This is a genomic window from Ruegeria sp. YTSA219 (assembly GCF_059609985.1).
In genome coordinates this window covers 67,633-92,314 of record NZ_JBXWMT010000010.1, presented here as the reverse complement: position 1 = coordinate 92,314, position 24,682 = coordinate 67,633, and the positions used below count along the sequence as shown (strand labels likewise).

27 protein-coding genes are annotated in these 24,682 nt (G+C 57.5%); 20 read left to right on the top strand and 7 right to left on the bottom strand.

The annotated features are described in order from the left end of the window. The first annotated feature begins 65 nt into the window (after nucleotides 1-65). The 10 genes from cyoE (at nucleotide 66) to AC2FFB_RS14625 (ending at nucleotide 9,031) form a co-directional block, all read left to right on the top strand. Complete coding sequence (gene cyoE / locus AC2FFB_RS14670) at nucleotides 66-1,022, top strand: heme o synthase (RefSeq protein WP_496875094.1); 957 nt, start codon at nucleotides 66-68, stop codon at nucleotides 1,020-1,022. Next, nucleotides 1,019-1,180, top strand: a complete 162-nt coding sequence (locus AC2FFB_RS14665; protein ID WP_185956706.1) for a cytochrome c oxidase system small membrane protein — start codon at nucleotides 1,019-1,021, stop codon at nucleotides 1,178-1,180. Before cyoE ends, AC2FFB_RS14665 begins: the two co-directional genes overlap by 4 nt. After that, nucleotides 1,180-1,755 carry a cytochrome c oxidase assembly protein gene (locus AC2FFB_RS14660; protein WP_142637994.1) on the top strand — a complete coding sequence of 192 codons (576 nt, stop codon included), beginning with the start codon at nucleotides 1,180-1,182 and terminating at the stop codon, nucleotides 1,753-1,755. Before AC2FFB_RS14665 ends, AC2FFB_RS14660 begins: the two co-directional genes overlap by 1 nt. A gap of 22 nt (nucleotides 1,756-1,777) precedes the next feature. Continuing rightward, nucleotides 1,778-2,593, top strand: a complete 816-nt coding sequence (locus tag AC2FFB_RS14655) for a cytochrome c oxidase subunit 3 (protein ID WP_142637996.1) — start codon at nucleotides 1,778-1,780, stop codon at nucleotides 2,591-2,593. A 155-nt stretch (nucleotides 2,594-2,748) separates the two neighbouring features. Continuing rightward, nucleotides 2,749-3,426, top strand: a complete 678-nt coding sequence (locus tag AC2FFB_RS14650; protein ID WP_496823991.1) for an SURF1 family protein — start codon at nucleotides 2,749-2,751, stop codon at nucleotides 3,424-3,426. Continuing rightward, nucleotides 3,423-4,811, top strand: a complete 1,389-nt coding sequence (thrC, locus tag AC2FFB_RS14645) for a threonine synthase (RefSeq protein WP_496823989.1) — start codon at nucleotides 3,423-3,425, stop codon at nucleotides 4,809-4,811. Before AC2FFB_RS14650 ends, thrC begins: the two co-directional genes overlap by 4 nt. Next, a complete protein-coding gene (locus AC2FFB_RS14640) occupies nucleotides 4,808-6,070 on the top strand; it encodes a M16 family metallopeptidase (protein WP_142638002.1) in 1,263 nt (420 codons plus the stop codon). Before thrC ends, AC2FFB_RS14640 begins: the two co-directional genes overlap by 4 nt. Continuing rightward, on the top strand, nucleotides 6,070-6,654 hold the full coding sequence (locus AC2FFB_RS14635; RefSeq protein ID WP_271950493.1) for a GNAT family N-acetyltransferase: 585 nt from the start codon (nucleotides 6,070-6,072) through the stop codon (nucleotides 6,652-6,654). Before AC2FFB_RS14640 ends, AC2FFB_RS14635 begins: the two co-directional genes overlap by 1 nt. A gap of 104 nt (nucleotides 6,655-6,758) precedes the next feature. Then, nucleotides 6,759-7,577, top strand: a complete 819-nt coding sequence (locus AC2FFB_RS14630) for an MBL fold metallo-hydrolase (protein ID WP_496875100.1) — start codon at nucleotides 6,759-6,761, stop codon at nucleotides 7,575-7,577. A 38-nt stretch (nucleotides 7,578-7,615) separates the two neighbouring features. After that, entirely contained in the window at nucleotides 7,616-9,031 is a 1,416-nt protein-coding gene (locus AC2FFB_RS14625) for an FAD-binding oxidoreductase (RefSeq protein WP_496694271.1), read from the top strand. 12 nt (nucleotides 9,032-9,043) lie between these two features. Here AC2FFB_RS14625 and AC2FFB_RS14620 read toward each other — a convergent pair whose 3' ends face one another. Beyond that, the gene (locus AC2FFB_RS14620; RefSeq protein WP_142638010.1) at nucleotides 9,044-9,583 is read right to left on the bottom strand and encodes an adenine phosphoribosyltransferase; all 540 of its coding nucleotides are present in this window, start codon (nucleotides 9,581-9,583) and stop codon (nucleotides 9,044-9,046) included. 312 nt (nucleotides 9,584-9,895) lie between these two features. On the opposite strand from AC2FFB_RS14620, the gene AC2FFB_RS14615 reads away from it, so the two are divergent. After that, entirely contained in the window at nucleotides 9,896-10,069 is a 174-nt protein-coding gene (locus AC2FFB_RS14615; protein ID WP_185956707.1) for a hypothetical protein, read from the top strand. Between the two features lie 4 nt (nucleotides 10,070-10,073). On the opposite strand, the gene AC2FFB_RS14610 is transcribed toward AC2FFB_RS14615, so the two are convergent. From AC2FFB_RS14610 to AC2FFB_RS14600, 3 genes are all read right to left on the bottom strand, one after another. Continuing rightward, nucleotides 10,074-10,703 (bottom strand): LysE family translocator, encoded by a 630-nt coding sequence (locus AC2FFB_RS14610; RefSeq protein WP_496875093.1) that lies wholly within the window; start codon nucleotides 10,701-10,703, stop codon nucleotides 10,074-10,076. Between the two features lie 51 nt (nucleotides 10,704-10,754). Beyond that, nucleotides 10,755-11,771, bottom strand: a complete 1,017-nt coding sequence (locus tag AC2FFB_RS14605; protein WP_496875092.1) for a DUF418 domain-containing protein — start codon at nucleotides 11,769-11,771, stop codon at nucleotides 10,755-10,757. A gap of 100 nt (nucleotides 11,772-11,871) precedes the next feature. Next, a complete protein-coding gene (locus AC2FFB_RS14600; RefSeq protein ID WP_496694268.1) occupies nucleotides 11,872-12,744 on the bottom strand; it encodes an S-methyl-5'-thioadenosine phosphorylase in 873 nt (290 codons plus the stop codon). 301 nt (nucleotides 12,745-13,045) lie between these two features. Here AC2FFB_RS14600 and AC2FFB_RS14595 point away from each other — a divergent pair, with 301 nt between their 5' ends. Beyond that, nucleotides 13,046-14,680, top strand: coding sequence for a SulP family inorganic anion transporter (locus AC2FFB_RS14595; protein WP_142638018.1), 1,635 nt, complete (start codon nucleotides 13,046-13,048; stop codon nucleotides 14,678-14,680). A 30-nt stretch (nucleotides 14,681-14,710) separates the two neighbouring features. Here the strand turns inward: AC2FFB_RS14595 and AC2FFB_RS14590 are convergent, their stop codons facing one another. After that, complete coding sequence (locus AC2FFB_RS14590) at nucleotides 14,711-15,349, bottom strand: CatB-related O-acetyltransferase (RefSeq protein ID WP_496713931.1); 639 nt, start codon at nucleotides 15,347-15,349, stop codon at nucleotides 14,711-14,713. After that, on the bottom strand, nucleotides 15,349-15,954 hold the full coding sequence (locus tag AC2FFB_RS14585; RefSeq protein ID WP_496694266.1) for a flavin reductase family protein: 606 nt from the start codon (nucleotides 15,952-15,954) through the stop codon (nucleotides 15,349-15,351). The genes AC2FFB_RS14590 and AC2FFB_RS14585 overlap by 1 nt, the downstream gene beginning before the upstream one ends. A 71-nt stretch (nucleotides 15,955-16,025) precedes the next feature. Here AC2FFB_RS14585 and AC2FFB_RS14580 point away from each other — a divergent pair, with 71 nt between their 5' ends. The 5 genes from AC2FFB_RS14580 (at nucleotide 16,026) to AC2FFB_RS14560 (ending at nucleotide 19,055) form a co-directional block, all read left to right on the top strand. After that, nucleotides 16,026-16,520 carry a GNAT family N-acetyltransferase gene (locus AC2FFB_RS14580; protein ID WP_142638024.1) on the top strand — a complete coding sequence of 165 codons (495 nt, stop codon included), beginning with the start codon at nucleotides 16,026-16,028 and terminating at the stop codon, nucleotides 16,518-16,520. Between the two features lie 53 nt (nucleotides 16,521-16,573). Continuing rightward, on the top strand, nucleotides 16,574-17,332 hold the full coding sequence (locus AC2FFB_RS14575; RefSeq protein WP_496694265.1) for an EcsC family protein: 759 nt from the start codon (nucleotides 16,574-16,576) through the stop codon (nucleotides 17,330-17,332). Between the two features lie 96 nt (nucleotides 17,333-17,428). Further along, entirely contained in the window at nucleotides 17,429-17,887 is a 459-nt protein-coding gene (locus AC2FFB_RS14570; RefSeq protein WP_271950475.1) for an NUDIX hydrolase, read from the top strand. 70 nt (nucleotides 17,888-17,957) lie between these two features. Then, nucleotides 17,958-18,413, top strand: a complete 456-nt coding sequence (locus tag AC2FFB_RS14565) for a DUF1178 family protein (RefSeq protein WP_271950473.1) — start codon at nucleotides 17,958-17,960, stop codon at nucleotides 18,411-18,413. Nucleotides 18,414-18,416: 3 nt separating this feature from the next. After that, complete coding sequence (locus AC2FFB_RS14560; protein WP_271950472.1) at nucleotides 18,417-19,055, top strand: SDR family NAD(P)-dependent oxidoreductase; 639 nt, start codon at nucleotides 18,417-18,419, stop codon at nucleotides 19,053-19,055. Here AC2FFB_RS14560 and AC2FFB_RS14555 read toward each other — a convergent pair. Beyond that, nucleotides 19,049-19,405 (bottom strand): hypothetical protein, encoded by a 357-nt coding sequence (locus AC2FFB_RS14555; protein ID WP_142638033.1) that lies wholly within the window; start codon nucleotides 19,403-19,405, stop codon nucleotides 19,049-19,051. The two genes, AC2FFB_RS14560 and AC2FFB_RS14555, sit on opposite strands and share 7 nt — an antisense overlap. A 164-nt stretch (nucleotides 19,406-19,569) precedes the next feature. Between AC2FFB_RS14555 and AC2FFB_RS14550 the strand changes: the two genes are divergently transcribed. From AC2FFB_RS14550 to zwf, 3 genes are all read left to right on the top strand, one after another. Next, on the top strand, nucleotides 19,570-20,808 hold the full coding sequence (locus tag AC2FFB_RS14550) for an aspartate kinase (protein ID WP_142638035.1): 1,239 nt from the start codon (nucleotides 19,570-19,572) through the stop codon (nucleotides 20,806-20,808). Between the two features lie 46 nt (nucleotides 20,809-20,854). After that, on the top strand, nucleotides 20,855-23,098 hold the full coding sequence (gene ptsP, locus AC2FFB_RS14545) for a phosphoenolpyruvate--protein phosphotransferase (RefSeq protein ID WP_142638037.1): 2,244 nt from the start codon (nucleotides 20,855-20,857) through the stop codon (nucleotides 23,096-23,098). Between the two features lie 138 nt (nucleotides 23,099-23,236). Further along, nucleotides 23,237-24,682, top strand: a complete 1,446-nt coding sequence (gene zwf, locus AC2FFB_RS14540) for a glucose-6-phosphate dehydrogenase (protein WP_142638040.1) — start codon at nucleotides 23,237-23,239, stop codon at nucleotides 24,680-24,682.

The following is a 24,682-nucleotide window of genomic DNA, read 5'->3' as shown; positions in this document are numbered from 1 at the left end:
CCCGCCTGCTACAAGATGCAGGCTGTGCGAGAGATCGCACAGCCTTCGCCCCAAAAGGACCCGAGATGAGCGACGCAAGCATCAATGCAAGCCAAACGACCGCCCAAGCGTATGCGAATGAGGCCAGCTTTGGCGATTACTTCGCCCTGCTGAAGCCGCGCGTGATGTCGCTGGTTGTATTCACGGCGCTTGTTGGTCTGCTGGCAGCGCCGGTACCGGTACATCCGTTCGTTGGGTTCTGCGCGATATTGTTCATTGCCATCGGAGGTGGCGCATCCGGCGCGCTGAACATGTGGTGGGATGCAGATATCGACCGCGTTATGAAGCGCACCAAAGGTCGCCCCATACCGTCGGGCAAGGTACAAGAGGGCGAAGCGATGGCCTTGGGCCTGGCACTGTCCGGCCTGTCGGTGATCATGCTGGGTCTTGCAACCAACTGGTTCGCCGGAGCCTTTCTGGGCTTCACCATCTTCTTCTATGTCGTTGTCTACACGATGTGGCTCAAGCGCTTGACGCCACAGAACATCGTGATTGGCGGCGCAGCTGGGGCTTTCCCGCCGGTCATCGGCTGGGTCGCTGCAACCGGATCCATGTCCGTCGAACCTTGGCTGATGTTTGCCCTTACCTTCATGTGGACGCCGCCGCATTTCTGGGCGCTGGCCCTGTTTATGCGGTCGGATTACGACGATGCGGGTGTGCCGATGTTGACGGTAACCCATGGTCGGCGGGCGACGCGCTGGCATATTCTGGTCTACACCGTTCTGCTGGCAGTGCTTGCGATTGGAACCGGCTTTTCGGCAATCGGCGGCCCGATCTATCTGACCGTCGCTATTGTACTGAACGCGTTGTTCCTGAGCGGAGCATGGGCAATCTCGCGTCGGACCGAGGATGACTCCGAGGCTGATAACTTCAAAGTTGAGCGTGGCTTTTTCAAGCTCTCGCTGCTGTATCTTTTCCTGCATTTCGGCGCGATCCTTGCCGAAGCACTGCTGAAGCCTTACGGGCTGGGAGGCTGGGCATGAGCCTGCGCAAAAGCCATGAGTTGCATCAACGTCGGTTCAGCCGAAATCTGGGCGTTGGCCTGACGCTTGCTGCATTCATCGTGCTGATCTTTGGGCTGACGATCGTCAAAGTCTCAGGGACCGATTTTAACAGGGCCATGCAAGAGGTGCAGAACTGATGGCGCTCACGGGGCCGCAAAAAACCGTCGTGCAAACTGTCGGCGTTGTTGTTCTGATGGGCAGCCTCGCCTGGGCTTCGGTACCGTTTTACGACTGGTTTTGCCGGGTCACCGGGTATGGCGGCACAACCGGAGTGGCTGAAGCCGCGCCAGAGGACATCCTTGAGCGCACTGTTACCGTTCGCTTTGACGCCTCAAAGGCGAAAGACATGGCCTGGGAATTTAAGCCGGTCGAGCGCCAGATGGAAATCCGCATCGGTGAAACGGGCCTGGCCTTCTATGAGGCATATAACCCCACGGACCGCCCGATTGCCGGTCAGGCGTCTTACAACGTTGCGCCTTATTCGGCCGGTGGGTATTTCCAGAAGATCGCCTGTTTCTGTTTTGAAGAACAGGTGTTGCAACCCGGAGAACGGGTTCAGATGCCGGTGAGCTTTTTCGTCGATCCCGAAATGGTCGAGGATCTGGAAGCCAAATATGTGCATACGATCACTCTGTCGTATACATTCTACGAAATTGACCTGCCCGAGGGCTATGCCGCCCTTGATGTTCAGGCTGATACAAACAAGAACTAACGCCTGTAGGTGAGGGACGCTGATGGCACACGCAAAAAATCATGATTACCACATTCTGACCCCTTCGATCTGGCCACTGATCGGCGCTGCGGGCGGCTTTGTGATGTTGTTCGGGGCCGTCCTCTGGATGCACGGCGTCACCTCCTACATGTTCTGGGCCGGTCTTGTCGCGGTTCTTTACACCATGTTCGCCTGGTGGTCCGAAGTGGTGGCCGAAAGCCGTGTAGGCGATCACACGCCGGTCGTGCGCATTGGCCTGCGCTATGGGTTCATCCTGTTCGTGATGTCCGAGGTGATGTTCTTCTTCGCCTGGTTCTGGTCGTTCTTCAAACACCGCATGTACCCGATGTACGACTATGCGGGCACCGAGTACATCCAGCCGGATATCCACGCGGTTGACCCGTTCCACTTGCCGCTGATCAACACGCTGGTCCTGCTGCTTTCGGGCTGTGCCATCACCTGGGCTCACCACGCGCTGGTGCATGACAATGACCGCAAGGCGCTGATCAACGGCCTCGCTATTGGTATCGTTTTGGGCATCGCCTTTACCGCTCTGCAGGGCTTTGAGTACTACGAATTGCTGGCCCATGAGGGCTGGAAATTCGGTGGTGATCAGTTCTATTCGAACTTCTTCATGGCAACCGGCTTTCACGGCTTCCACGTGATTATCGGCACCATCTTCTTGTCGGTCTGTTTGATCCGGGCACTGAAGGGTGATTTCACGCCGGAAAAGCACGTCGGTTTCGAGGCCGCGGCCTGGTACTGGCACTTTGTTGACGTTGTCTGGCTGTTCCTGTTCTTCGCAGTCTATATCTGGGGACAAGCCCCTTTGATCTGACGCCGGACCGGTAACAAAATTGCAAAAGCCGCCCCCAAGGGCGGCTTTTTCTCTATCAGGGTGCAAGATTGCACCCGATACAAATGGGTGGTTGCAATTCAGTTCACACCGCCCTTAACAAGACGCCGGTTTCTGCAACAAGGTTTGACCCCGCCATGCGCCGCATAACTTTCCTGCTGATCTTCGGGCTCGCCGGTCTGGGCGTACTTGTGTCGCTGGGCGTCTGGCAGGTACAGCGGCTTGGGTGGAAACAAGACGTGTTGGCCGAGATTAACGACCGGATCTCTGCCGAGCCTGTTTCCCTGCCGCAGCAGCCTTCCGAGACACGGGACAAGTACCTACCGGTTTTCGTCCAGGGTGAGATGCAGCCGGGTGAAATCCATGTTCTGGTTTCGGTGAAACAAGTAGGCGCTGGCTATCGGGTTATCCAAGCTTTCGATACTGGCGACCGGACTATTCTGGTCGATCGCGGTTTTATCCCAACCACTGCCAAACAGGTTGAAAGACAAACCGGGCAGATCGAACTGACGGGCAATCTGCACTGGCCGGATGAGATCGACGGCTATACGCCCGAGCCAGATGTGGATGCCAATATCTGGTTTGCCCGCGATGTTCCCAATCTTGCTGCAGCTCTGGGAACCGACCCGGTTCTGGTAATCGCACGATCCCGGACCGATCCGAATTTGACACCTTTGCCGGTGAATACAGCAGGCATCCCGAATGATCACCTGGGATACGCAATCACATGGTTTGGCCTGGCTTTGGTCTGGGCTGCGATGACTGGTTATTTCCTGTGGCGCGGTCGCGCCCCATCAGAAAGTGAAGCGCAATGAAATATGTCTCAACCCGCGGGCAGGCGCCCGAACTGAGTTTTGAAGAGGCGATGCTGACCGGGCTGGCTCGCGACGGAGGCCTGTATCTGCCCGCTGAAATCCCGGTCTTGAGCCACGATGAAATCGCCGCGTTGGCAGGACTGTCTTATGAGGACATCGCCTTTCGCGTGATGTGGCCCTATGTCAGCGGATCATTTGGGGAAGAGGAGTTCAAACAGATCATTGCCCGCGCCTATAAAGGGTTCGGCCATGACGCCCGCGCACCGTTGAAGCAGTTGAACGAGAACCACTTCCTGCTGGAGTTGTTTCACGGCCCGACACTGGCCTTCAAAGACTTCGCCATGCAGCTAATCGGTCAGTTGTTCCAGGTGGCGCTGAAGCGTCGCGGGGATCGAGTGACTATCGTGGGCGCGACCAGCGGTGATACCGGTTCGGCCGCGATTGAGGCGTTCCGGGGGCTGGATGCGGTAGACGTGTTTATCCTGTATCCGCATGGCCGCGTTTCCGAGGTGCAGCGTCGTCAGATGACCACACCTGCGGACAACAATGTGCATGCTCTGGCCGTCGACGGGGACTTTGACGACTGTCAGGCCGCGTTGAAGGATATGTTCAACGATTTCGACTTCCGTGACGGTGTGAAACTGGCGGGGGTGAACTCGATCAACTTTGCCCGCGTGCTGGCACAGATCGTCTATTACTTCTCAGCTGCGGTTAGCCTTGGCGCGCCACATCGCAAGGTCAGCTTTACCGTGCCTACGGGTAATTTCGGGGACATCTTTGCGGGCTACCTGGCCAAACGCATGGGCTTGCCGATTGACCGGTTGGTAGTGGCGACCAACCAGAATGACATTCTGCATCGGTGTCTGGCAGGCGAAGGGTATTTCAAGGGAGACACGATCCCTTCGATCAGCCCTTCGATGGATATTCAGGTCAGCTCGAACTTTGAACGGGCGCTGTATTATGCCTATGACGAGGATGGCAATTCTGTGGCTCAGCTGATGGACGAGCTGAAGACGGGCGGCTTCAATGTCGGCCAAGGCGCGATGGAAGCGTTGCGCGAAAGCTTCGACTCGGGCCGCGTGTCCGAAGAGGAAACACTGGCGACGATCACAGCCACGCTGGCCCACAGCACCGAACTGGTCTGCCCCCATACTGCCGTGGGTATCAAAGTTGCCGAGGAGCACCGCGACGCGAACGTCCCGATGATCACTTTGGCGACCGCACACCCGGCCAAGTTCCCGGCTGCGGTCGAGAATGCGAGTGGCGTACATCCGCCTCTTCCCTCTCGCATGTCTGATCTGTATGAACGTCCGGAACGGGTGACCCGCATCGCCAATGATCTGGGCGCCCTTGAGGATCATATCAAAGGGCATATCGCCGAGTGACTGTCAGACAAGACCAACTGAAGAACGGCTTCCGTATCGTCAGTGAACATATGCCGGGGCTGCAATCTGCGGCCATAGGCATCTGGGTAACCGCCGGTGCGCGAAATGAGCGGATCGAACAAAATGGCATAGCCCATTTCCTTGAGCATATGGCGTTCAAGGGAACCAAACGGCGATCCGCGCTGCAAATTGCCGAAGCGATCGAGGATGTGGGCGGGTATATCAACGCCTATACTTCGCGCGAAGTGACGGCCTATTACGCGCGCGTTCTAAAAGACGATGTGGCGCTGGCGATGGATGTCATCGGTGACATCGTCCTGAACCCGATCTTCGATCCGCGCGAGATTGAGGTCGAACGCGGTGTGATCCTACAGGAAATCGGTCAGGCCTATGACACGCCCGACGATGTAATCTTTGACTGGCTGCAAGAGCAGAGCTATCACGATCAGCCCCTGGGCCGGACCATACTTGGCCCCACTGAACGCGTCAGCGCATTCTCGCGCGAGGATCTGTCGGGTTTCGTGGCCGAACATTATGGCCCTGAACAGATGATCCTATCCGCTGCTGGTGCGGTGGATCACGATGCACTGATGAAAACGGCCGAAGAGATGTTTGGTCACCTGCAACCACGCAAGGGTTTGATCCCTGAAGTGGCCCGATTTACCGGTGGTGAGGCGCGGCAGGAGAAAGAACTGGAGCAAGCTCATTTCGCTTTGGCGCTGGAAAGCCCCGGCTATCGCGACGACGCGATCTATACCGCGCAGATTTATTCGACCGCGCTGGGCGGGGGTATGTCTTCGCGCTTGTTTCAGGAAGTGCGGGAAACGCGCGGGCTTTGCTATACGATCTTTGCCCAGGCTGGCGCCTATGCCGACACCGGCACTACTACGATCTACGCGGGGACATCTGCGGATCAGATCGGTGAGTTGGCGACGATCACCATTGACGAAATGAAACGTGCCGCCGAGGATATGAGCCCTGAAGAGGTCGCCCGTGCTCGTGCGCAAATGAAGGCCGGAATGCTGATGGGGCTGGAAAGCCCCTCGAACCGGGCCGAGCGTCTGGCGCGTCTGGTGCAGATCTGGGGACGGGTGCCGTCGCTTGAGGATACAGTCGCCAAGATTGACGCGGTCAGCACCGAAGATGTCCGCAGCTTTGCTGAACAGATAGCAGCACAAGCGCCAGCGGCGCTGGCGCTGTATGGTCCGGTATCAGGTGCACCCACACTCGCGGACTTGCAGGAGAGGCGCGCGGCGTGATGCTTCTGGGCAGACGCAAGCTGAAACTTGAAACCGAGCGGCTCAGCTTGCGCCCGCCCGTGCACTCCGATTTTAACGACTGGGCGGCGCTGCGACGCTCGTCCAGAGACTTTCTGACCCAGTGGGAGCCGATCTGGGCCTCGGACCACTTGAGCCGGAAATCCTTTACTAACCGTGTCTACTGGGCGCAGCGCTCGGTTGCGAGTGGGACGGCGATTCCGTTATTTCTGTTCCGGCGATCTGATGACCTGCTGGTCGGTGCGATCACGCTGGACAATGTGCGCCGTGGCCCAGCACAGGCGGGGACCCTGGGCTATTGGACGGGCCAAGCCTTTGCTCGCAACGGGTATATGCGCGAGGCTATTGGCGCGGTGGTCCATCATGCCTTCACGCGTTTAGACCTGAGCCGGATCGAGGCGGCCTGCCTGCCCGAAAACAAACCCTCGCGCGGATTGCTGGAAAGCTCGGGCTTTAAATACGAAGGCGTGGCGCAGTCCTATCTGCAGATTGACGGGCGCTGGCGAACGCATGTGTTATATGCCTGCCTGCGGTCAGACCGGCGCGGGAAGACCGAAGCCGGGTAGGTGGCCTCGGTGAGGCCATTGGGGCTCTGCCCCAAACCCCGAGGTATTTTTGGCCAGATGAACTAGGGGCATGACTTGGCGGGCTCTTGCGCTACAATCACGTCATGCGCTGGGTGGTTTTTGCATTGATGGTGATCTCGGGCGGGGCTGTGGCACAGGAGCGGCGGCCAAGCCATTGCATCGCCATTGCGGATGCGGCACCAGGGATCGAATACCTGCATAAAGCGGGGTGGCAAGATCCGGTGCCGGAGTATTCCGTCCGGATCAGCTATGTCGCGCATGCGTCTTTTCTGATCCAGACACCGGGCGGGTTGAACGCCGTGACAGATTTCACCGGCTTCATCGGCGGGGCCAGTTTGATTCCCGATGTGGTGACGATGAACCACGCCCATGGCACGCATTGGACCGCGCATCCCGATCCTGCCATTCCGCATGTGCTGGAAGGGTGGGGCGTGTTCGGGGAGGGGATCGAACATCATCTGGATCTGGAAGAGATGTTGGTGCGCAATGTCTCGACCGATATCCGGTCCGTCTATGGCGGGGTCGAAGAACGTGGCAATTCGATCTTTGTGTTTGAGGTGGCGGGCTTGTGTATCGGGCATCTGGGTCATCTGCACCACGTCCCATCGGACGCGCAATTTGCGGCCCTTGGACGGTTGGATGTTGTTATGGCAGCGGTGGATGGTGGAACGACCATGCCGCTGCCCGAAATGATTACAGTTCTGAAACGGTTGAAGAGTTCGGTCATCATTCCGATGCATTGGTTTTCAGACTATTCGCTGGATCGGTTTCTGGCGGATGTCAGGGGCGATTTCCCGGTTGAGCGTGATGGCGTGTCGGAAATCACCGTATCCCTGCGCTCACTTCCGGACCGGCCAACGGTGGTTGTGTTAGAGCCGCAATACCTGATCGAGTTGGAATAGGGCTTGTCGGGACCTGTTGCCTTGGGCAAGGAATGGGCATGACCCTGAATCCCGCAGACGATCAATTCGCCCAATCAATTCGCGCCGCCTTGCCGGATGAAGTGCTGCGACCGGTCACCGCGCGATATCTCGAGGAGCCGCGCCGTCGGATTTCCGGGCAGGCGGGGGTGCTTGCGGTGCCCAGAACGGCCGAGGAGGTGGCGGTTCTGATCCGATTGGCTGCCGAGGCATCGGTCCCGGTGGTGCCATATGGGGGCGGCACCGGTGTGGTTGGCGGTCAGGTGACGTCGGACGGGCCTGCGCCTTTGCTGATCTCGCTAGAGCGGATGACAGCGATCCGGGCTGTCTATCCGACAGAGAATGTGATGATTGCAGAAGGTGGTGTGATCCTTGCAGATGTGCAGGCGGCTGCCGAAGGCGCGAACCGGTTATTTCCACTTTCCCTTGCCTCACAGGGGTCATGTAGGATCGGAGGGAACCTCTCGACAAATGCAGGGGGAGTTAACGTGTTGCGCTATGGAAACGCCCGTGACCTGTGTCTGGGCCTTGAGGCGGTTCTACCAAGCGGCGAAATCTGGCATGGGCTCAGCCGGTTGCGAAAGGACAATACCGGGTATGATCTGCGCAATCTTTTGATCGGAGCCGAAGGGACGCTAGGGATCATCACTGCGGCGGCACTCAAGCTGTTTCCCCGCCCTGAGGCGGTTGGAACGGCCATGGTTCAGGTCACCTCTGCCGAAGCGGCGGTTGATTTTCTGGCGCTGGCGCGGGACCTCATGGGGGACAGCGTCAGTGCATTTGAATTGCTTCACCAACAGGGTCTTTTGTTCCTGAGTGAGGTTCTGCCAGACACGCGGCAGGCCTTTGCCGAGCCGCCCGAATGGTCTGTACTGATCGAGATTGGCTTGTCGATGGGCCAATCACCTGAAACCGCGTTTGAGGTGCTGTACGAGGCCGCTGAGGCACGTGGGCTGGTCACCGATGCGGTGATTGCACAAAGCGAGGCGCAGCGGCAGGACATGTGGGCCGTGCGCGAGCGTATTCCGGATGCAAACCGGCTGATCGGGTCGGTCTCAAGCCACGATATCTCGGTGCCGATCTCGGCCATCCCAGAATTTATCCGGCGTGGTGCAGATGTTGTGGCCGCGCTTGGTCCGTATCGGGTGAACTGTTTCGGGCATCTGGGCGACGGGAACCTACATTACAATGTGTTTCCGCCAAACGGGCATTCCCGGTCAGAGTATGACGCCGAAAGTGCAAAGGTAAAAAGGGCCGTTCATGACCTTGTGCATGAGTTTCAGGGATCCGTCAGCGCAGAGCACGGTATCGGGCGATTGAAGACCGAAGATCTGGAGCGATATGGCGATCCGGTCAAACTGAGCGCGATGCGGGCGATCAAATCGGCGTTGGACCCCAAAGGGATCATGAACCCCGGCGCGGTCCTGCGGCTGTAAGTGCGGGATCCGTCAGAGTCCTTCGAATTCGCACAGGACATGAACATCCATGCCCATCTCTTCCAGAACCTTGCGCCCGCCCAGTTCTGGCAGGTCAATGATGAAGGAACATGACACGATCTCGCCGCCCAGCCGTTCGATCAGTTTGATCCCGGCGGCGGCGGTGCCTCCGGTGGCCAGCAGGTCATCCACGACCAGAATTTTCTCACCCGGTTGGATGGCATCATCGTGAATCTCGACGATAGCCTCGCCGTATTCCAGCGTGTAATCCTGGCTGATTGTTGTGCCGGGCAGCTTGCCCTTTTTGCGGATGGGGACGAAACCGACGCTCAGCTGATGAGCGATGGCGCCGCCCAATATGAAACCGCGCGCCTCAAGCCCCACAACCTTGTCGATCTGTTCGCCGGCATAGGGGTGCAACATCTGATCAATCGCCATACGAAACCCGCGCGGGTCTGCAAACAAGGTGGTGACATCCCGAAACATGATCCCTTCGTGCGGAAAATCGACGATGGTTCGGATGTAATCCTTGACCGACTTGTTTCTTGACATGACCAACCCCTTCTGGCGTCAAAACACGCTGGGTTGTTTGGCCCATCGGGGACGGTCATGCAAGAACAGAATGAACGTGCTGGCTTGCAATCTTCCTAGAACGTGCGATTGCCTATCTCACCGAAAAAACCAGATAGGTTTCCCAAGACGTCGTCTTTTTTAGCCAATGCGTTGGTTCCGAAAAAGAATTACCTGAATTGAACACAGGCTACTTGCAAAGATTCCGCAAGGTTGTTAGCTGCCCATCATATGTTTTATATATACTAAGTATATACGTTTTATTTCTTCTGAAGTCTTTTGGAGACAAAGTGCATGTCAGGGACAGATCGTAAGATTTCAGTCAAAAAGGACAGCCAGCTGGTTCTGCGGCTGGATCGTGGCGAGCGCGATGCTTTTGTAGAGCTGTGCAGGGAACTCGACACGTCGGCGGCGCGGGAAATCAGGCGGTTTATTCGCGGATTTATGAAGGATCACGCTGTAGATTAGGCCCTCAGGCCGGGCGACGCAGGATTGACGTGGCGATCCCCATACCGATCAGGGTCAGCCCCCCGAAACGCGTCAATGCGCGAATGGTGCTTGCGCGGCCGATCATATGGCGCAGCCGATCTGCCAAAAGGGCATAGGCCAATGCGTTCAACCAGGCCAGCCCGACGAAAGTGCCTATCAGGATCGCGAATTGAGGGCCCAAAGGTTCGGCAGGGCGCAGGAATTGCGGCACGAAGGCGATAAAGAACGCAATCGATTTGGGGTTCAGGGCGGTTGCAGCGGCCGCGTGACCAAAGACGCCTCGCGCAGTGATATCTGCGTCAGGTTCAACCGCTTGCAGCCCCGCCGATGGGGCGCTGCGCAGTAACTTGATGCCCAGCCAGACCAGATAGGCTGCGCCGACCCACTTTAGGACAGAAAACAACGTAGCTGAGGCCAGCACCAACGCCCCCAATCCCAGCAATGAGGCTGTCATGGCCACCAAATCGCCAACCGCCACCCCGGTGGCCGAGGCTACGGCAACGCTGCGGCCTTTGGACAGCGCATAGCTGAGCACCAGCAGAACAGTGGGGCCGGGGATCAGCAGCAAAGCGGTGGATGCGGCCACAAAGGCCAGCCAGATGTCAAAGGGCATGTGATCTCCGATTAAGATACGCCAGTATCAAGCTTTGGTGATGGGCAAAGGTCAAGCCCCTGAGGGCCGGGTCACGCGGTGCATCAACGCCTCAAGTGGTCCGCGTCTGAAGCGCAGGAACCATAGCAGCGCAAATCCTGAGGACAGCACGCAGAAACCCAAGGCGTAGCCAACGATCTGTGGCGCGCTGAGCGATCCGTCCAGCAGGCCGGCCTCTTCCAGAATGCCCATCCCGATTACGATATGCGCAATATAAAGCGTCAGGCTTTGCCGTCCGGGCGCAGTCAGCGCCATCGCGGCGCCCAGCCCCTGAATCCGCAGCCAGAGCTTTAGCAACAGGCCTATCACCACACAGGCGGTTCCAGCCCCGGCCAAAATGTAAAACGGCCCCGGAGGGATGGATTGAGTGCCCAGATAGGCGGCCAGGCCAGGATCGGTTGTCAGCTTTTGCGGAAACAGGGCCAGAACGGCTGCGCCAAATCCCCACATGATCAACCGGTGCTGAACACAGACCGTCTGTAGTTGCGATCGCCCAATCGCCATACCGATCAGCAAGAACGCTGCCCAAGGTAGAACGGGGTGCCAACCATTGAACAGCAAGTTTCGTACAAAGCCCGGTATCGTCCACAGGTCGGTATGGTTCAGGGAAACCCAGTCCCATCCCTGATTGTAGTCAAAGACAAGATTGGCGAGCACGGCCAGAACGACAACACCACCTGCGCCAAGCCACAACCCAATGATCGACGAGGACAGAAACGCCGCGCCGACAACAAAATACAATGCATAGAAATGCAGGATATCGGCCTCAAACATGGTCATGTTGATCAGGCCAAGTACGAACAGAAATGCAGCCCGTCGTAACAGAATTCCAGCAGAAAGGCTGGACAGGCCAATACCGATCCCGGCCAGAATGACAAACAATGCAGCAGCACGACCTTCCAGTGCATCGACAAGCGCCGATGCCCAGTCATCTGCCGGTTTGACCTGCGCCGCGATGCGAAAGTTCACCAGCACCATGCCGCAAAATGCCAGAAAGCGTGCGGCGTCCAGGGCCTCGAGCCGTTTCATTCCTATCCTCTTCGTTCCCTGCCGCCCGTACCGAACTTAAAAGGCTGCCTTTCGGTTAAGTACTGATGCGGCCGACCGGTATAGGCACTGATACCAATCGCTAGAGCACCCGCCCCGCGACTGCGTCCAGTTTCGCCAGCAGCGCCGGATCACGTTTTTCTGGCGCGGTCAGGATCGCGTATTCCAGCGCCCGGTCACACCCGTGCGGGCAGGGCAGGCGCTCTGCCCCCAGCAACTCTGGCAAGCCCTTGACCAGCGCCCGGCCTTTTTCGGCGTTCCCGGTCAGGGTGGCGATAATGGCGGTCACGTCGACCTCGCCATGGTCCGGGTGCCAACTGTCATAGTCGGTGACCATCGCGATCGAAGCATAACAAAGCTCGGCCTCTCGGGCGAGTTTAGCCTCGGGCATGTTGGTCATTCCGATCACATCGCAGCCCCAATGCTCGCGGTACATTTTGGATTCTGCCAGTGTCGAGAACTGCGGCCCCTCCATCGCCAGATAGGTGCCGTCGCGATGAACGGTGATGCCGGCGGCCTTGCCAGCAGTCTCACAAGCATCTGACAAGCGCGGGCAGGTTGGGTGTGCAACGCTGACATGGGCCACGCAGCCAGAGCCAAAAAAGCTTTTGTCCCGCGCAAAGGTGCGATCGATGAACTGGTCGACGACAACAAAATCTCCGGGCGCCATATGCTCGCGGAATGATCCGCAGGCCGAGATCGAGATCACATCCGTGATCCCCAGACGTTTCAGCGCGTCAATATTGGCGCGATAGGGCACGTCCGTCGGCGAATGAATGTGGCCACGCCCGTGGCGAGGCAGGAACGCCATCTCGATCCCGTTCAGCGCGCCGGTCAGTATTTGGTCCGAAGGTTTACCCCAAGGCGTTTCAACCGAGACCCATTGCGCATTCTCCAATCCGTCGATGTCGTAAATGCCTGATCCGCCGATGACGGCAATCTTGGTCTGGGTCACTGGTTTTCTCCGATTACGGTGCTTGTTCAATGATTTGTGCGCTGGGCTGCCTGGTTTGACAAGGGTGAACGCCCAGTGGTTCTATCACTTTTTCGCAGGGGTTCGGGTCGTTGCTATCCGAGCCAGGCAGAGCATCAAGCCAAGGTGTGACGGCAACGAACCGACATCAATTCACCTATTCGCGAGATATGTGCTATGCGTGCTGCGCATATCAGCCTCCCGCCTGATGCGGTGGCTCAAAAACCGGTTCACAGATAGAAGTCCCTTTTTCGCGCGAACCCATAAACCAACAGGACGCCCTATGCCCCGAGCTATGCTGGCAAGCTTTGCCAATCGTATCGCCAAACCTGATCTTCGTTGGGTTCCGGATGAGGGCCTGACCGTCTCGCGCCTTCGGATCGAGCTGCTGTCCGGCCTGACGGTTGCACTTGCTTTGGTCCCTGAGGCGGTGGCCTTTGCGTTTGTCGCGGGCGTGCATCCTCTGGTTGGTTTGTATGCTGCGTTCATGGTGGGGCTGATTACTGCACTGATCGGTGGGCGTCCGGGTATGATTTCGGGCGCAACCGGGGCCCTGGCCGTGGTGATGGTTGCCTTGGTGGCAGAACATGGGGTCGAATACCTCTTCGCTACAGTTGTTTTGATGGGAATACTGCAGCTGATCGCAGGGGCGATGCACTGGGGGCGTTTTATCAGGCTGGTACCACATCCAGTGATGCTGGGGTTTGTGAACGGATTGGCCATCGTGATTTTTCTGGCCCAGATGGGCCAGTTCAAAGTTCCCGGCAGCATGGAAAACACGGGCCATGGCATGAGCGGTGGCGAATGGCTTTCCGGTATTCAGCTTTTTACCATGTTGGGTCTGGTCGGCCTGACTATGGCGGTGATCCTTATCGTGCCGCGCATTACACGCATTGTCCCGGCGCCTTTGGCAGGGATCATGGTCGTCGCAGCATTGGTGATTGGTTTTGGACTGGACGTCCCACGGGTGGGCGATCTTGCCTCGATCGAAGGTGGCTTGCCGCCGTTCCACATCCCGATGGTGCCGCTGAACTGGGAGACGTTTGAGATCATCCTGCCATACGCCGTAATATTGGCAGCGATTGGCCTGATCGAGTCGCTTCTGACCCTGAACCTTGTTGGCGAAATCACCGGCAAACGTGGCGGTGCCTCGCAAGAATGTATCGCCCAAGGGTTTGCCAATGTGGCCACTGGCTTTTTCGGAGGCATGGGCGGCTGTGCCATGATAGGTCAGTCCATGATCAACGTGAAATCAGGTGGGCGTACGCGCATTGCCGGTATCGCAGCGGCGCTGTTCCTGTTGGTATTCATCCTGTTCGCCTCCCCTCTGATTGAGCAGATTCCATTGGCCGCTTTGGTCGGGGTCATGTTCATGGTGGTGATCGGGACCTTCGCCTGGAATTCGTTCAAGATCATGCGCAAAGTGCCTTTGATGGACGCGTTTGTCATCGTGCTGGTGACAGTCGTGACTGTGATGGAGGACCTGGCGGTAGCGGTTGTTGTTGGTGTGATCGTCTCGGCCCTGGCTTATGCTTGGAATAACGCCAAGCGTATCCATGCAATCACCCGCGATTCACTGACGGAAAAAGGCGCAAAGGTCTACGAGATTCAAGGGCCGCTGTTCTTTGGTTCGTCCGAGGGATTTGTTGAGATATTCGACGTTTCAAACGACCCGGAAACCGTGATTGTCGATTTTGCCGAAAGCCGTGTGGTGGATCAGTCGGCATTGCAGGCCATCGAGAACATCGCTTCGAAATATGAAGCCGCAGGAAAGCGCGTCATGCTCCGCCACCTCAGCCGTGACTGTCACAAACTGCTGAACAAGGCAGGCCATTTGATGGTCGACAGCGACGATGACCCCGATTACGCGCTGGCGGTCGATTATTCTGTTCGCACCGGCATTCTGGGTGGGCACTGATTGTGAAAGGCGGCCAAATGGGCCGCCTTTTTAGGGGGCTAAACGCTCCAGCATATCGACGTTTCCGGACAGCAGAGCACTTTCGGCTTCGGTAATCAGATCAGTTGGCCAATCCCACCACTTCAAAGCAAGCAGCCGGCCGATTGTACCGGCCTCAAACCGATACCGTCGTACTTCTGCAGGATTGCCTGTCACGATTGCATAAGGCGGTACTGTTCCGCGCACGACGGATCCTGCACCGATAATGGCGCCATCTCCGATTTTAGCGCCAGGCATGATCAAGGCACCGTATGCGATCCAAACGTCATTTCCGATCACGGTATCGCGCCTGTCAGGTTGATATTCCAACAGCTTTTCGGGATCGAAAACGGGAAAAGGATAGCATGTCGCCCCGCTCATGGCGTGATTGGCCGATGAAGTGATGAACCGGACGCCGTGGGCGATTTGACAGAATCTACCCAAGACAAGTTTTTCGCGGGAAAACGGGAACAAATAAGGGGCAAGGCGTTGCGCCCAATCCTCTGGTGCGTCGAAATCCGACGCATAGCTGTATTCACCGGCTTCTATTCTGGGGTGGTCGATAGCCTGAGACAGGAAGACCGTACCCGGGTGGTCCGAGCCGTCAGGCAATGTGATTGGGTATCGGCGCGATGCGTCAGGTAAAGGCATTAGTCATCCGGTCTTGAAAGACTGAACAGCTCGGACGCAACCGAATAATCCCGGTAGCCAAGCCGTGCCAGTGGTTTGAAAGACGTCACATCGAATTTGCCATCCCGCATATGGTCGTCGTTCAGATGCACTCCTGTCACTTCGCCAAACACAACCCGGTTCGCCTGTCCGGGCAGGGTCACGATCTGCGTGAGCTTGCATTCCAATGCGGCTGGGGCACCTTCGACACGGGCGCAGGGGATGGTCTCGCATTCGATTGCGGTAAGGCCGGCGTGTTTGAACTCGTCGACATGTTTGGGCAGCGCGGCTGAACTGGCGTTCATTGCGTCGCGGTGGGCGTGGGCGACAACGTTCACGCAGAATACGCCTGTTGCCTCGATATTGGCGATGCTGTCTTTTCCACCGTCCTGATCGGCCTTGGTTCCGGTCGAGGCAAACATGACCTGCGGGGGTGTGTAGGCCACACCATTAAAGAACGAATAGGGCGCGAGGTTGTTGGTCCCATCCGCGCCACGGGTTGATATCCAGCCGATCGGGCGCGGGGTGATAATGGCGTTGAACGGATTGTGTGGCAGGCCGTGGCCGTCTTCTGGGCGATAGAACATAAGGTCTCCAAGCGTTTGCCCAAGGCGTAACGAAGTGCTAGGGCGAATTCCAGCTAGGAAAAGAGGGCAGAGTGCAGCAATTCGTGATCAGGCCGGAGGAGCCGGACGATTGGTGGGAGGTCGAGGCTTTGTACGATCTGTGCTTTGCGCCCGGGCGCGAGGCGCTGTCTTCGTACCGCCTGCGCGATGATGTTCCGCCAATGTCAGGCTTGTCACAAGTGGTGCGGGACGGGCAGGATATCCTGGCAGGTGCAATAAGATTCTGGCCCGTGCATGTTGGCGATCAGGACGCGCTGCTTTTGGGCCCTGTGGCCGTCCACCCGACCCATCAAGGTGAAGGACTGGGTGGATTTTTGATCCATGAAGGATTGCGGGCCGGGCGAACCAAGGGTTGGGACAGGGTCATGTTGGTCGGGGATGCACCCTATTATGCTCGGTTTGGATTCACCCGTCTGACCGGGGTCGAGATGCCCCCGCCAACCAACCCGGATCGGGTTCTGGGCGTGGACCTGATACCCGGCGGATGGGACGGAATAACTGGTCCGGTAACCCGCTGGAGCCGCTGAGCTATTGAAACCGTTGCGGTAAGTGCCGATGTTCTAGGGGCAGGAGGGTACTTATGCAGGACATGGTTCTTGTCGGAAAACTCAATGCCGAAGCGGAACTGGACCGTTTGGCCGGATTTTACCAATCCGCCGGAGGGCCGGGCGTTAAGCTGTTGAACAGTGTCGGTGGCTCGGCAGAGTCGTTGCTTGAACAGCTGCCGCCATCTGTGCGCGAAGCCCTAACTGGGGCGACAGAAAAGGCGCTTTGGATTGCGATGAACGCGGCTGAAGGGTCGCGTAGGGCGGTGCCCGATCAGTTGCCATGGGTCAATACGGCCCTGACGACAGCCATGGGAGCTGCAGGCGGTATCGGTGGCGTTCCGACCGCATTGATGGAGTTACCGGCAACCACGACCATGCTGCTGCGTTCAATTCAGGGCGCTGCGGCGCGCGAAGGGTTTGACCCTTCTGAGGATGGTGTCAAATTCGACTGTGTCCGGGTATTGTCAGCCGCTGGTCCGATGTCTTTCGATGACGGCGCGGATCTGGGTTTCTTTTCGGCGCGCCTGACCCTGACAGGCCCAGCTTTGCAAAAGCTGATATCTGCCGTTGCCCCGAAACTGGCCGTTGTTCTGGGACAAAAGCTGGCTGCGCAATCCGTGCCTGTGTTGGGCGCCATTGCCGGTGGCGGGACGAATTACGTCTATACCCGCTATTACCAACAGATCGCCCGCGTCCATTTTGGCCTGAGGCGGCTGTCAGTAGATGCCGATATTCCGCATGAGGTTCTGATCCGCAAACTTGAGGCGCGGATGCAAGGGATTGAAAAATAACGCTTCATATGGCATTCTTCAGGCGCAGGTCCGATAAATAAGCGCAAAAGCGCACCGGGCAGGCGGATAAAACGTTCCCTGGAGAGGCAGCAGGACGTGATCGAGCAAAGGCAACTCAACCTGCATCAAGCGGGCACTGTACGAGTCGTACGGCAATCGGCAGCTCTGTGCTATCGTGTCCAACGCGGCACGCCTCAGGTGTTGCTCATTACAACGCGTGGTTCCGGTCGTTGGATAATACCCAAGGGGAATTTGATCGAAGGCCTCTCACCCTCCGGTACAGCCAGTCAAGAAGCCTGGGAAGAGGCGGGTGTGACCGGTACTTGCACTCCAAATGCCTTTGGGCAGTTCCTGCATTACAAGCGGAGGTACAAGAAAGGATCAGCGGTTTATCTGGTCGATGTCTATCCGCTGGTGGTCAAATCCCTGGCCGCGCGATACCCTGAATGGCAAGAGCGCAAGCGCAGGTGGTTTTCGCTGGGACATGCCGCCTCTCGGGTTAATTCGCCCGATCTTGCATCATTGTTACGCAATGTAGAGCATTTGTATCACTGATGTCCCCCTCAGGGGCTTGCCATTGCAATAGTGGTTGGTATCTATTTGGCATCCGACATCTGGACAGAACATGATTCAATATGCGTTGAAATGTAATAGCGGTCACAGCTTTGACAGTTGGTTTCAATCAGCCGCCGCTTACGACAAACTTGCCGCCGCGGGCATGGTGACATGCGCTGTGTGCGGTGATCCGCAAGTTGAAAAAGCAATCATGACCCCGCGTGTCCGCCCCGGACGTACGGTCGAATCTCGTACCACGGTTCCGGCATCTCGGGATGAGGTCGTCAACATGGCAACGCCAAGCGTTGATGTCGAGAAAGCCCTTTCTGAGCTGCGGCGCAAAGTCGAGGACAACTCGGATTATGTTGGCAAGGATTTTGCCAAAGAGGCCCGTAAGATACATTTGGGCGACGCGCCGGAACGTGCGATCTATGGCGAGGCCAAGCCAGAAGAAGCCAGGGCATTGATCGATGACGGCGTTCCTGTTGCGCCGCTGCCTTTCGTACCTTCGCGCAAGACGAACTAGCCCATGCATGTTGTTATCACCGGTGCTGGGCGGGGGATCGGAAAGGTTCTGGCGGACAGGTATCGGGCGCAAGAATGCGACGTAACGGGCACGGCTCGGGATGGCAGCGCGGAGGTGGCGCTGGATGTAACAGACCCAAAACAACATAAAGCGATGGCGGAAAAACTGGCAATGCGCCCTGTTGATCTGCTGGTCTGCAATGCCGGTGTATATCTGGATAAATCCCAAACCATCGATGGCTACCCCGCCGAAATGTGGGCGCAGAGTTTCGCTGCCAATGTGACGGGGGTCTTTCTGACAGTTCAGGCCTTGTTGCCCAATCTGCGCGCGGCACAGGGAAAGATTGCGATTTTATCCTCGCAGATGGCCTCGCACACGCGGGCGCCTGGTGGCAGCTATATCTACCGCTCGTCCAAGGCGGCGGTTCTGAACCTGGGGCGCAATCTTGCTGTGGACCTGCGCGGCGACGGCATTTCAGTAGGCATTTACCATCCCGGCTGGGTTCAGACGGATATGGGTGGGACCGGGGCTGATATCACGGTTGATAAGGCTGTTCAGGGCCTGATCAACCGTTTCGATACTCTGTCACTTGAAAGTACTGGGTGCTTTGAAACCTATGAAGGCCAGTCGCACCCTTACTGACGGGCAAGAGCGACTTTAGGGATCTCATATACCTCACCGGGATCAACGAAAATCACCATAACATCGCCTCGGTTTTCATAGGTGATCTTAGCTGCCGAATTTGTCGAATCCGGGATGCCATCGGTGAAATAGATGTTGCGGACTTCGCCATTTCCCATCGCAACCGCAAGCGTAGAGCTGCCGTCGTCACGGCGCCGCATTTCGGCGTTGCAAGTGCGCATCGCCTCGCCTGGGCTGGTCGCACAGGGCACTTTCCCCAAGGCGTTTTGACCGTCGGTGCCGGTCAGCGAGGCGACTTGCGCCGCCGCAGGTGTGGAAAATAGGGCAAGGACAAGGGCAAGACGGTGCATTGAATACCTCGTAGTGAATTTGATGCGTCAGGCTTACACCGTCATACGCGGTTGTAAAGCGATGCTAGGCCCCGACTGATGCGGTATTGCACTCTTGCTCTTGCGGCCCCCCTCGCATAAGACGCACGGGATCTGAATTCCAAGGCGCGGAGACATCAGCCCCCATGCCCGTACTCGTGATGAAATTCGGCGGCACATCCGTCGCAAATCTGGACCGTATCCGCCGTGCTGCAAAGCGCATTGGCGTTGAGGTGGCCAAGGGTTATGACGTGATCGTCATCGTCTCGGCCATGTCGGGCAAGACCAACGAGCTGGTGGGCTGGGTCAACGAAACCTCGCCACTGTTTGATGCGCGCGAATATGACGCCGTGGTGTCTTCGGGGGAAAACGTCACCGCCGGCCTTATGGCGCTGACATTGCAAGAGATGGACGTACCAGCCCGCAGTTGGCAGGGCTGGCAGGTGCCGTTGCTGACCACCAGCGCCCACAGCCAGGCCCGGATCGAGGATATTCCGACCGACAACCTGAACCAGAAATTCGGCGAGGGCATGAAAGTGGCCGTTGTCGCGGGTTTCCAGGGTCTCAGCCCTGAAGGCCGTATCACGACACTTGGCCGTGGCGGGTCGGATACCACTGCGGTGGCCTTTGCTGCCGCATTCGGGGCCGAGCGCTGCGACATCTATACCGATGTAGATGGCGTTTACACGACCGACCCGCGCATCTGCCAAAAAGCGCGTAAGCTGGATCGGATCTCATTCGAAGAAATGCTGGAACTAGCCTCGCTTGGGGCTAAGGTGCTGCAAACCCGCTCGGTTGAGCTGGCGATGCGATATAAAGTGAAATTGCGCGTTCTCTCAAGTTTTGAAGAACAATCCGACGAGGCTGGTACGCTGGTCTGCGACGAGGAGGATATCATGGAATCCAATGTTGTGGCCGGTGTGGCCTATTCTCGTGACGAGGCCAAGATGACCGTCGTTTCCGTGGCGGACCGCCCCGGTATCGCCTCGATCATCTTCACGGCGCTTAGCGACGCGGGCGTGAATGTGGATATGATCGTTCAGAACATCTCGGACGAAGGGCGCACGGATATGACCTTTTCTTGCCCCACGGATCAGGTGACGCGCGCCGAAAAGGCGCTGTTGGCTGTGAAAGACCGAGGAGAGCTGAACTATGCCGACCTGGTCGCAGATAATGATGTCTGCAAGGTTTCTGTGGTCGGGATTGGAATGCGTTCGCAATCGGGTGTTGCGGCCAAAATGTTCAAGATACTCTCGGATGAGGGTATCAACATCAAGGTCATTACAACCTCTGAGATAAAAATTTCCGTCTTGGTAGACAGGAAATACATGGAACTTGCGGTTCAGGCACTGCATGATGCCTTTGAATTGGACAAGGCGGCCTGAGCAATTCAGCCAAGGGTCACGCCTGAAACCTTAGACTGGTTGGGCTATGGCAGACGGCACTGAAACAGAATCCCGTAAGCTGCTGGGGCGGCTGCGTGAAGAGATGGCGAGCGAAGCTGCCGGTCAGGAACGTCTTGACCGGATCACTCACCTGATCGCAGACAGTATCCGGGCCGAGGTCTGCTCGATCTATCTGTTCCGCGACGAAGAAACCCTGGAACTTTGTGCGACCGAAGGCCTGTCGCCCGAGGCCGTTCATAAGACCCGTATGCGCATGGGCGAAGGACTGGTGGGGCGCGTCGCGAAATCCGGCAAAATCGTGAACACGCCCGATGCGCCGTCAGCCAAGGGCTTTCGCTATATGCCGGAAACGGGCGAGGAGCGTTTCTCGTCTTTTCTGGGTGTGCCGATTCAGCGGCTGGGTGAAAAGCTTGGCGTTCTGGTTGTTCAGTCCCGAAACGCGCGCGAATATTCTGCGGATGAAGTTTATGCGCTGGAAGTGGTTGCAATGGTTCTGGCCGAAATGGCTGAACTGGGAGCATTCGTTGGCGAGGGCGCGGCCCTGTCGCCACGCCACCAGCAACCGGTTCAGTTTACAGGCGGCCCTGCACAAGAGGGCTCGGCCGAAGGCCATGTCTGGCTGCACGAACCGCGCGTTGTTGTTACCAACCCGATTGCCGATGACCCGCATCGCGAACAAGAACGTCTGACCGAGGCGGTCGAAGAATTGCGCGTCGGTGTCGACAAGATGCTCGAGATATCCAAGAACGGCGACAAGGAACAGCTGCAGGTTCTGGAAGCCTATCGCATGTTCGCCAACTCCAAAGGCTGGATGCGCCGGATGGAGGAGGACATTGCACTTGGGCTTAGCGCCGAAGCTGCGGTGGAAAAGGAACAATCCCAGGCGCGCGCGCGCATGAGCCAAGTCTCCGACCCCTATCTGCGCGAGCGATTGGCGGATCTGGACGATCTCAGCAACCGTCTGCTGCGCATTTTGACCGGGCAAGGGCAGACAAACAGTGCCGACCTGCCACCGGACCCAATCCTGGTTGCCCGGAATATCGGTCCAGGTGACCTGCTGGAATATGGCCGGTCCTTGAAAGGCATCGTGCTCGAAGAGGGCTCGGTCGGAAGCCATGCCACCATTGTTGCCCGTGCTTTGGCCATACCACTGGTGGTCCATGTCGGGCGCATTACGACCGAGGCCCTGAACGGAGACCATATCCTGGTTGATGGCGATCAGGGCACTGTGCAGCTGAGACCAGAAGATACCGTGGTCAGCGCGTTCCGTGATAAGGTCGCGATGCAGGCCAAGGCGCAGGAACGCTATGCCTCAATCCGCGAAACGCCAACGGTGACTCGGGATGGAGAGCGGATCAATCTGGTGATGAACGCGGGTCTGATGGCGGACCTGCCTTCGCTGAACAATTCCGGTGCCGAAGGCGTGGGCCTGTTTCGTACTGAGCTGCAGTTCCTGATCCGCAATAAGATGCCCAAGCGTTCCGAGCTTGTGACGCAATACCAGCGGGTTCTGGATGCGGCCGATAAAAAGCGCGTGGTATTTCGCACGCTGGATATCGGGTCTGACAAAGTTCTGCCCTACATGAAACATATCGAGGAGCCGAACCCGGCCTTAGGCTGGCGCGCAATTCGGGTTGGCCTGGATAAACGCGGCGTGATGCGGATGCAGCTGCAGGCTCTGATCCGGGCCGCCAATGGTCGTCCGTTGACGGTCATGTTCCCATTCGTGGCACAAGCGGAAGAGTATTATGAAGCGCGATGGGAAGTGAATAAGACCATCGACCGCGAGAAACGTCTGGGCCATGCCCTGCCTGAAAGTATTGAAGTCGGAGCGATGTTGGAAACACCCTCACTCGCTTTTGCACCGCAGAAGTTTTTTGACGAAGTCGATTTCATTTCGATTGGTGGCAATGATCTGAAACAGTTCTTCTTTGCTGCCGACCGTGAAAACGAGTTGGTCCGCCGCCGCTATGACTCGCTGAATGTCAGTTTCCTGACTTTTATCGAACGGATCGTAGAACGCTGCAACATCTCGGATACGCCGCTCAGCTTCTGCGGTGAAGACGCAGGACGACCGGTCGAGGCACTGTGTCTGGCCGCGATGGGAATCCGGACGTTGTCGATGCGCCCGGCGTCGATTGGGCCGGTCAAAAGCGTATTGTTGCGGGCAGATCTGCAAGCAGTGCGCAAGATCATATCGGACGCTCGTCATCGCGGAGAGCAATCCGTGCGGCCGGCTGTGATGGAATGGTTACGCAGCCAGGGGTAGTGCGTCAAATCCACCCTTGCTTTCTTTTCTCGCTTTGCCTAAGGAAATGGTGAATGTTAGCGATAACATTTTCTATTCACCGGCGCTGTTAGCTTTAAGTGCTATTGTGGTTCAGCAGAGGATTGAAGGAGCCCGACGATGGTTTCACGCGTAATTCCCGTTAACCCGTTCGATCTGGTGCTGTTTGGCGCGACCGGTGATCTGGCGCAGCGAAAAATCCTGCCGGGTTTGTGTCATCGTTTCGAAGTCGGCCAGATGCCAGACGAAGCCCGGATTATCGGGTCTGCCCGATCCGCCATTGATAGCGACGCGTTTCGGGATCAGATACGCGCCTCGATGAAAGAGTTCGCGCCGGAATTCAAAAAAGACGTTCTGGACCGCTTTCTGTCACGCGTGGAATATGTACAGGTTGATGCCTTGGGTGATGCAGGCTGGGACAATCTGGCCAAGTCATTGCGCCCAGACGTTGTGCGAGCGTTTTACCTTTCTGTCGGCCCAAGCTTGTTCTCGGGCATTGCGAAACGGCTGAACGATCACGATCTTGCAACGCCTGACAGTCGTATCGTTGTGGAAAAGCCGTTTGGTCATGATCTGGCCTCGGCCAAGGCGCTGAACGAAGGGCTGCGCGCCTGTTTCGAAGAACATCAGATCTATAGGATCGATCACTATTTGGGCAAAGAGACCGTGCAGAACCTGATGGCCCTGCGCTTTGCCAATTCCCTGTTCGAGCCGTTGTGGAACGCAACACATGTCGACCACGTCCAGATCACAGTGGCTGAAACCGTCGGCGTCGAGGGGCGCGGGGCCTATTACGATCAGTCGGGTGCAATGCGGGATATGATCCAGAACCACTTGGTACAGCTGCTGTGCCTGACAGCGATGGAGCCGCCGTCCAAGTTCTCTCCCAACGCGGTTCGCGATGAAAAGGTCAAAGTGATCGAGGCGCTTGAGCCGGTGATGCCTGCGGATATCGCCCGCGGTCAATACCGCACGGGCGAGGGCGGTGACGGGTATCTGGACCATGTCGGCAACCCTGCAAGCCGGACAGAAAGCTATATTGCGCTAAAGGTTCATTTGGGTAACTGGCGTTGGGCTGGGGTGCCTTTTTATCTGCGCACCGGAAAACGTTTGCGTGCGCGCGAGTCGGAAATCGCCGTCTACTTCAAGGATCCTCCACACACTATCTTCCCCAATGTAGGACCATTGCATGGAAATGTGCTGGTGATCCGTCTGCAACCGGACGAAGGGATCACCCTGCGCACCACCATCAAAGATCCCGGTCCGGGCGGGTTCCGCCTGTCGGATGTGTCGCTGGATATGAGTTTTGCCGAGGCGCTGGGCGCAGATGCGCGGGCTCAGGACGCTTATGAACGGCTGGTGATGGATGTGATCCGCGGTGACCAGACCCTGTTCATGCGTGGCGACGAGGCCGAAGCCGCCTGGGCTTGGGTTGACCCTATTATTCAGGGTTGGGAAAACCGGGGTGACCGGCCATCGAAATATGATCAAGGCAGTTCCGGGCCTGAAGAAGCTCTGATGCTGATGCATCGCGACGGGCGCCGCTGGCGTCAGATCGGAGGTTAG

What these genes read in the sequence shown, in the direction of transcription:
- cyoE (WP_496875094.1), top strand. Translation starts at nt 66, where the DNA reads ATGAGCGACGCAAGCATCAATGCAAGCCAAACGACCGCCCAAGCGTAT.
- AC2FFB_RS14665 (WP_185956706.1), top strand. Translation starts at nt 1,019, where the DNA reads ATGAGCCTGCGCAAAAGCCATGAGTTGCATCAACGTCGGTTCAGCCGA.
- AC2FFB_RS14660 (WP_142637994.1), top strand. Translation starts at nt 1,180, where the DNA reads ATGGCGCTCACGGGGCCGCAAAAAACCGTCGTGCAAACTGTCGGCGTT.
- AC2FFB_RS14655 (WP_142637996.1), top strand. Translation starts at nt 1,778, where the DNA reads ATGGCACACGCAAAAAATCATGATTACCACATTCTGACCCCTTCGATC.
- AC2FFB_RS14650 (WP_496823991.1), top strand. Translation starts at nt 2,749, where the DNA reads ATGCGCCGCATAACTTTCCTGCTGATCTTCGGGCTCGCCGGTCTGGGC.
- thrC (WP_496823989.1), top strand. Translation starts at nt 3,423, where the DNA reads ATGAAATATGTCTCAACCCGCGGGCAGGCGCCCGAACTGAGTTTTGAA.
- AC2FFB_RS14635 (WP_271950493.1), top strand. Translation starts at nt 6,070, where the DNA reads ATGCTTCTGGGCAGACGCAAGCTGAAACTTGAAACCGAGCGGCTCAGC.
- AC2FFB_RS14630 (WP_496875100.1), top strand. Translation starts at nt 6,759, where the DNA reads ATGCGCTGGGTGGTTTTTGCATTGATGGTGATCTCGGGCGGGGCTGTG.
- AC2FFB_RS14625 (WP_496694271.1), top strand. Translation starts at nt 7,616, where the DNA reads ATGACCCTGAATCCCGCAGACGATCAATTCGCCCAATCAATTCGCGCC.
- AC2FFB_RS14620 (WP_142638010.1), bottom strand. Translation starts at nt 9,583, where the DNA reads ATGTCAAGAAACAAGTCGGTCAAGGATTACATCCGAACCATCGTCGAT.
- AC2FFB_RS14615 (WP_185956707.1), top strand. Translation starts at nt 9,896, where the DNA reads ATGTCAGGGACAGATCGTAAGATTTCAGTCAAAAAGGACAGCCAGCTG.
- AC2FFB_RS14610 (WP_496875093.1), bottom strand. Translation starts at nt 10,703, where the DNA reads ATGCCCTTTGACATCTGGCTGGCCTTTGTGGCCGCATCCACCGCTTTG.
- AC2FFB_RS14605 (WP_496875092.1), bottom strand. Translation starts at nt 11,771, where the DNA reads ATGAAACGGCTCGAGGCCCTGGACGCCGCACGCTTTCTGGCATTTTGC.
- AC2FFB_RS14595 (WP_142638018.1), top strand. Translation starts at nt 13,046, where the DNA reads ATGCCCCGAGCTATGCTGGCAAGCTTTGCCAATCGTATCGCCAAACCT.
- AC2FFB_RS14590 (WP_496713931.1), bottom strand. Translation starts at nt 15,349, where the DNA reads ATGCCTTTACCTGACGCATCGCGCCGATACCCAATCACATTGCCTGAC.
- AC2FFB_RS14585 (WP_496694266.1), bottom strand. Translation starts at nt 15,954, where the DNA reads ATGTTCTATCGCCCAGAAGACGGCCACGGCCTGCCACACAATCCGTTC.
- AC2FFB_RS14575 (WP_496694265.1), top strand. Translation starts at nt 16,574, where the DNA reads ATGCAGGACATGGTTCTTGTCGGAAAACTCAATGCCGAAGCGGAACTG.
- AC2FFB_RS14565 (WP_271950473.1), top strand. Translation starts at nt 17,958, where the DNA reads ATGATTCAATATGCGTTGAAATGTAATAGCGGTCACAGCTTTGACAGT.
- AC2FFB_RS14560 (WP_271950472.1), top strand. Translation starts at nt 18,417, where the DNA reads ATGCATGTTGTTATCACCGGTGCTGGGCGGGGGATCGGAAAGGTTCTG.
- AC2FFB_RS14555 (WP_142638033.1), bottom strand. Translation starts at nt 19,405, where the DNA reads ATGCACCGTCTTGCCCTTGTCCTTGCCCTATTTTCCACACCTGCGGCG.
- AC2FFB_RS14550 (WP_142638035.1), top strand. Translation starts at nt 19,570, where the DNA reads ATGCCCGTACTCGTGATGAAATTCGGCGGCACATCCGTCGCAAATCTG.
- ptsP (WP_142638037.1), top strand. Translation starts at nt 20,855, where the DNA reads ATGGCAGACGGCACTGAAACAGAATCCCGTAAGCTGCTGGGGCGGCTG.
- zwf (WP_142638040.1), top strand. Translation starts at nt 23,237, where the DNA reads ATGGTTTCACGCGTAATTCCCGTTAACCCGTTCGATCTGGTGCTGTTT.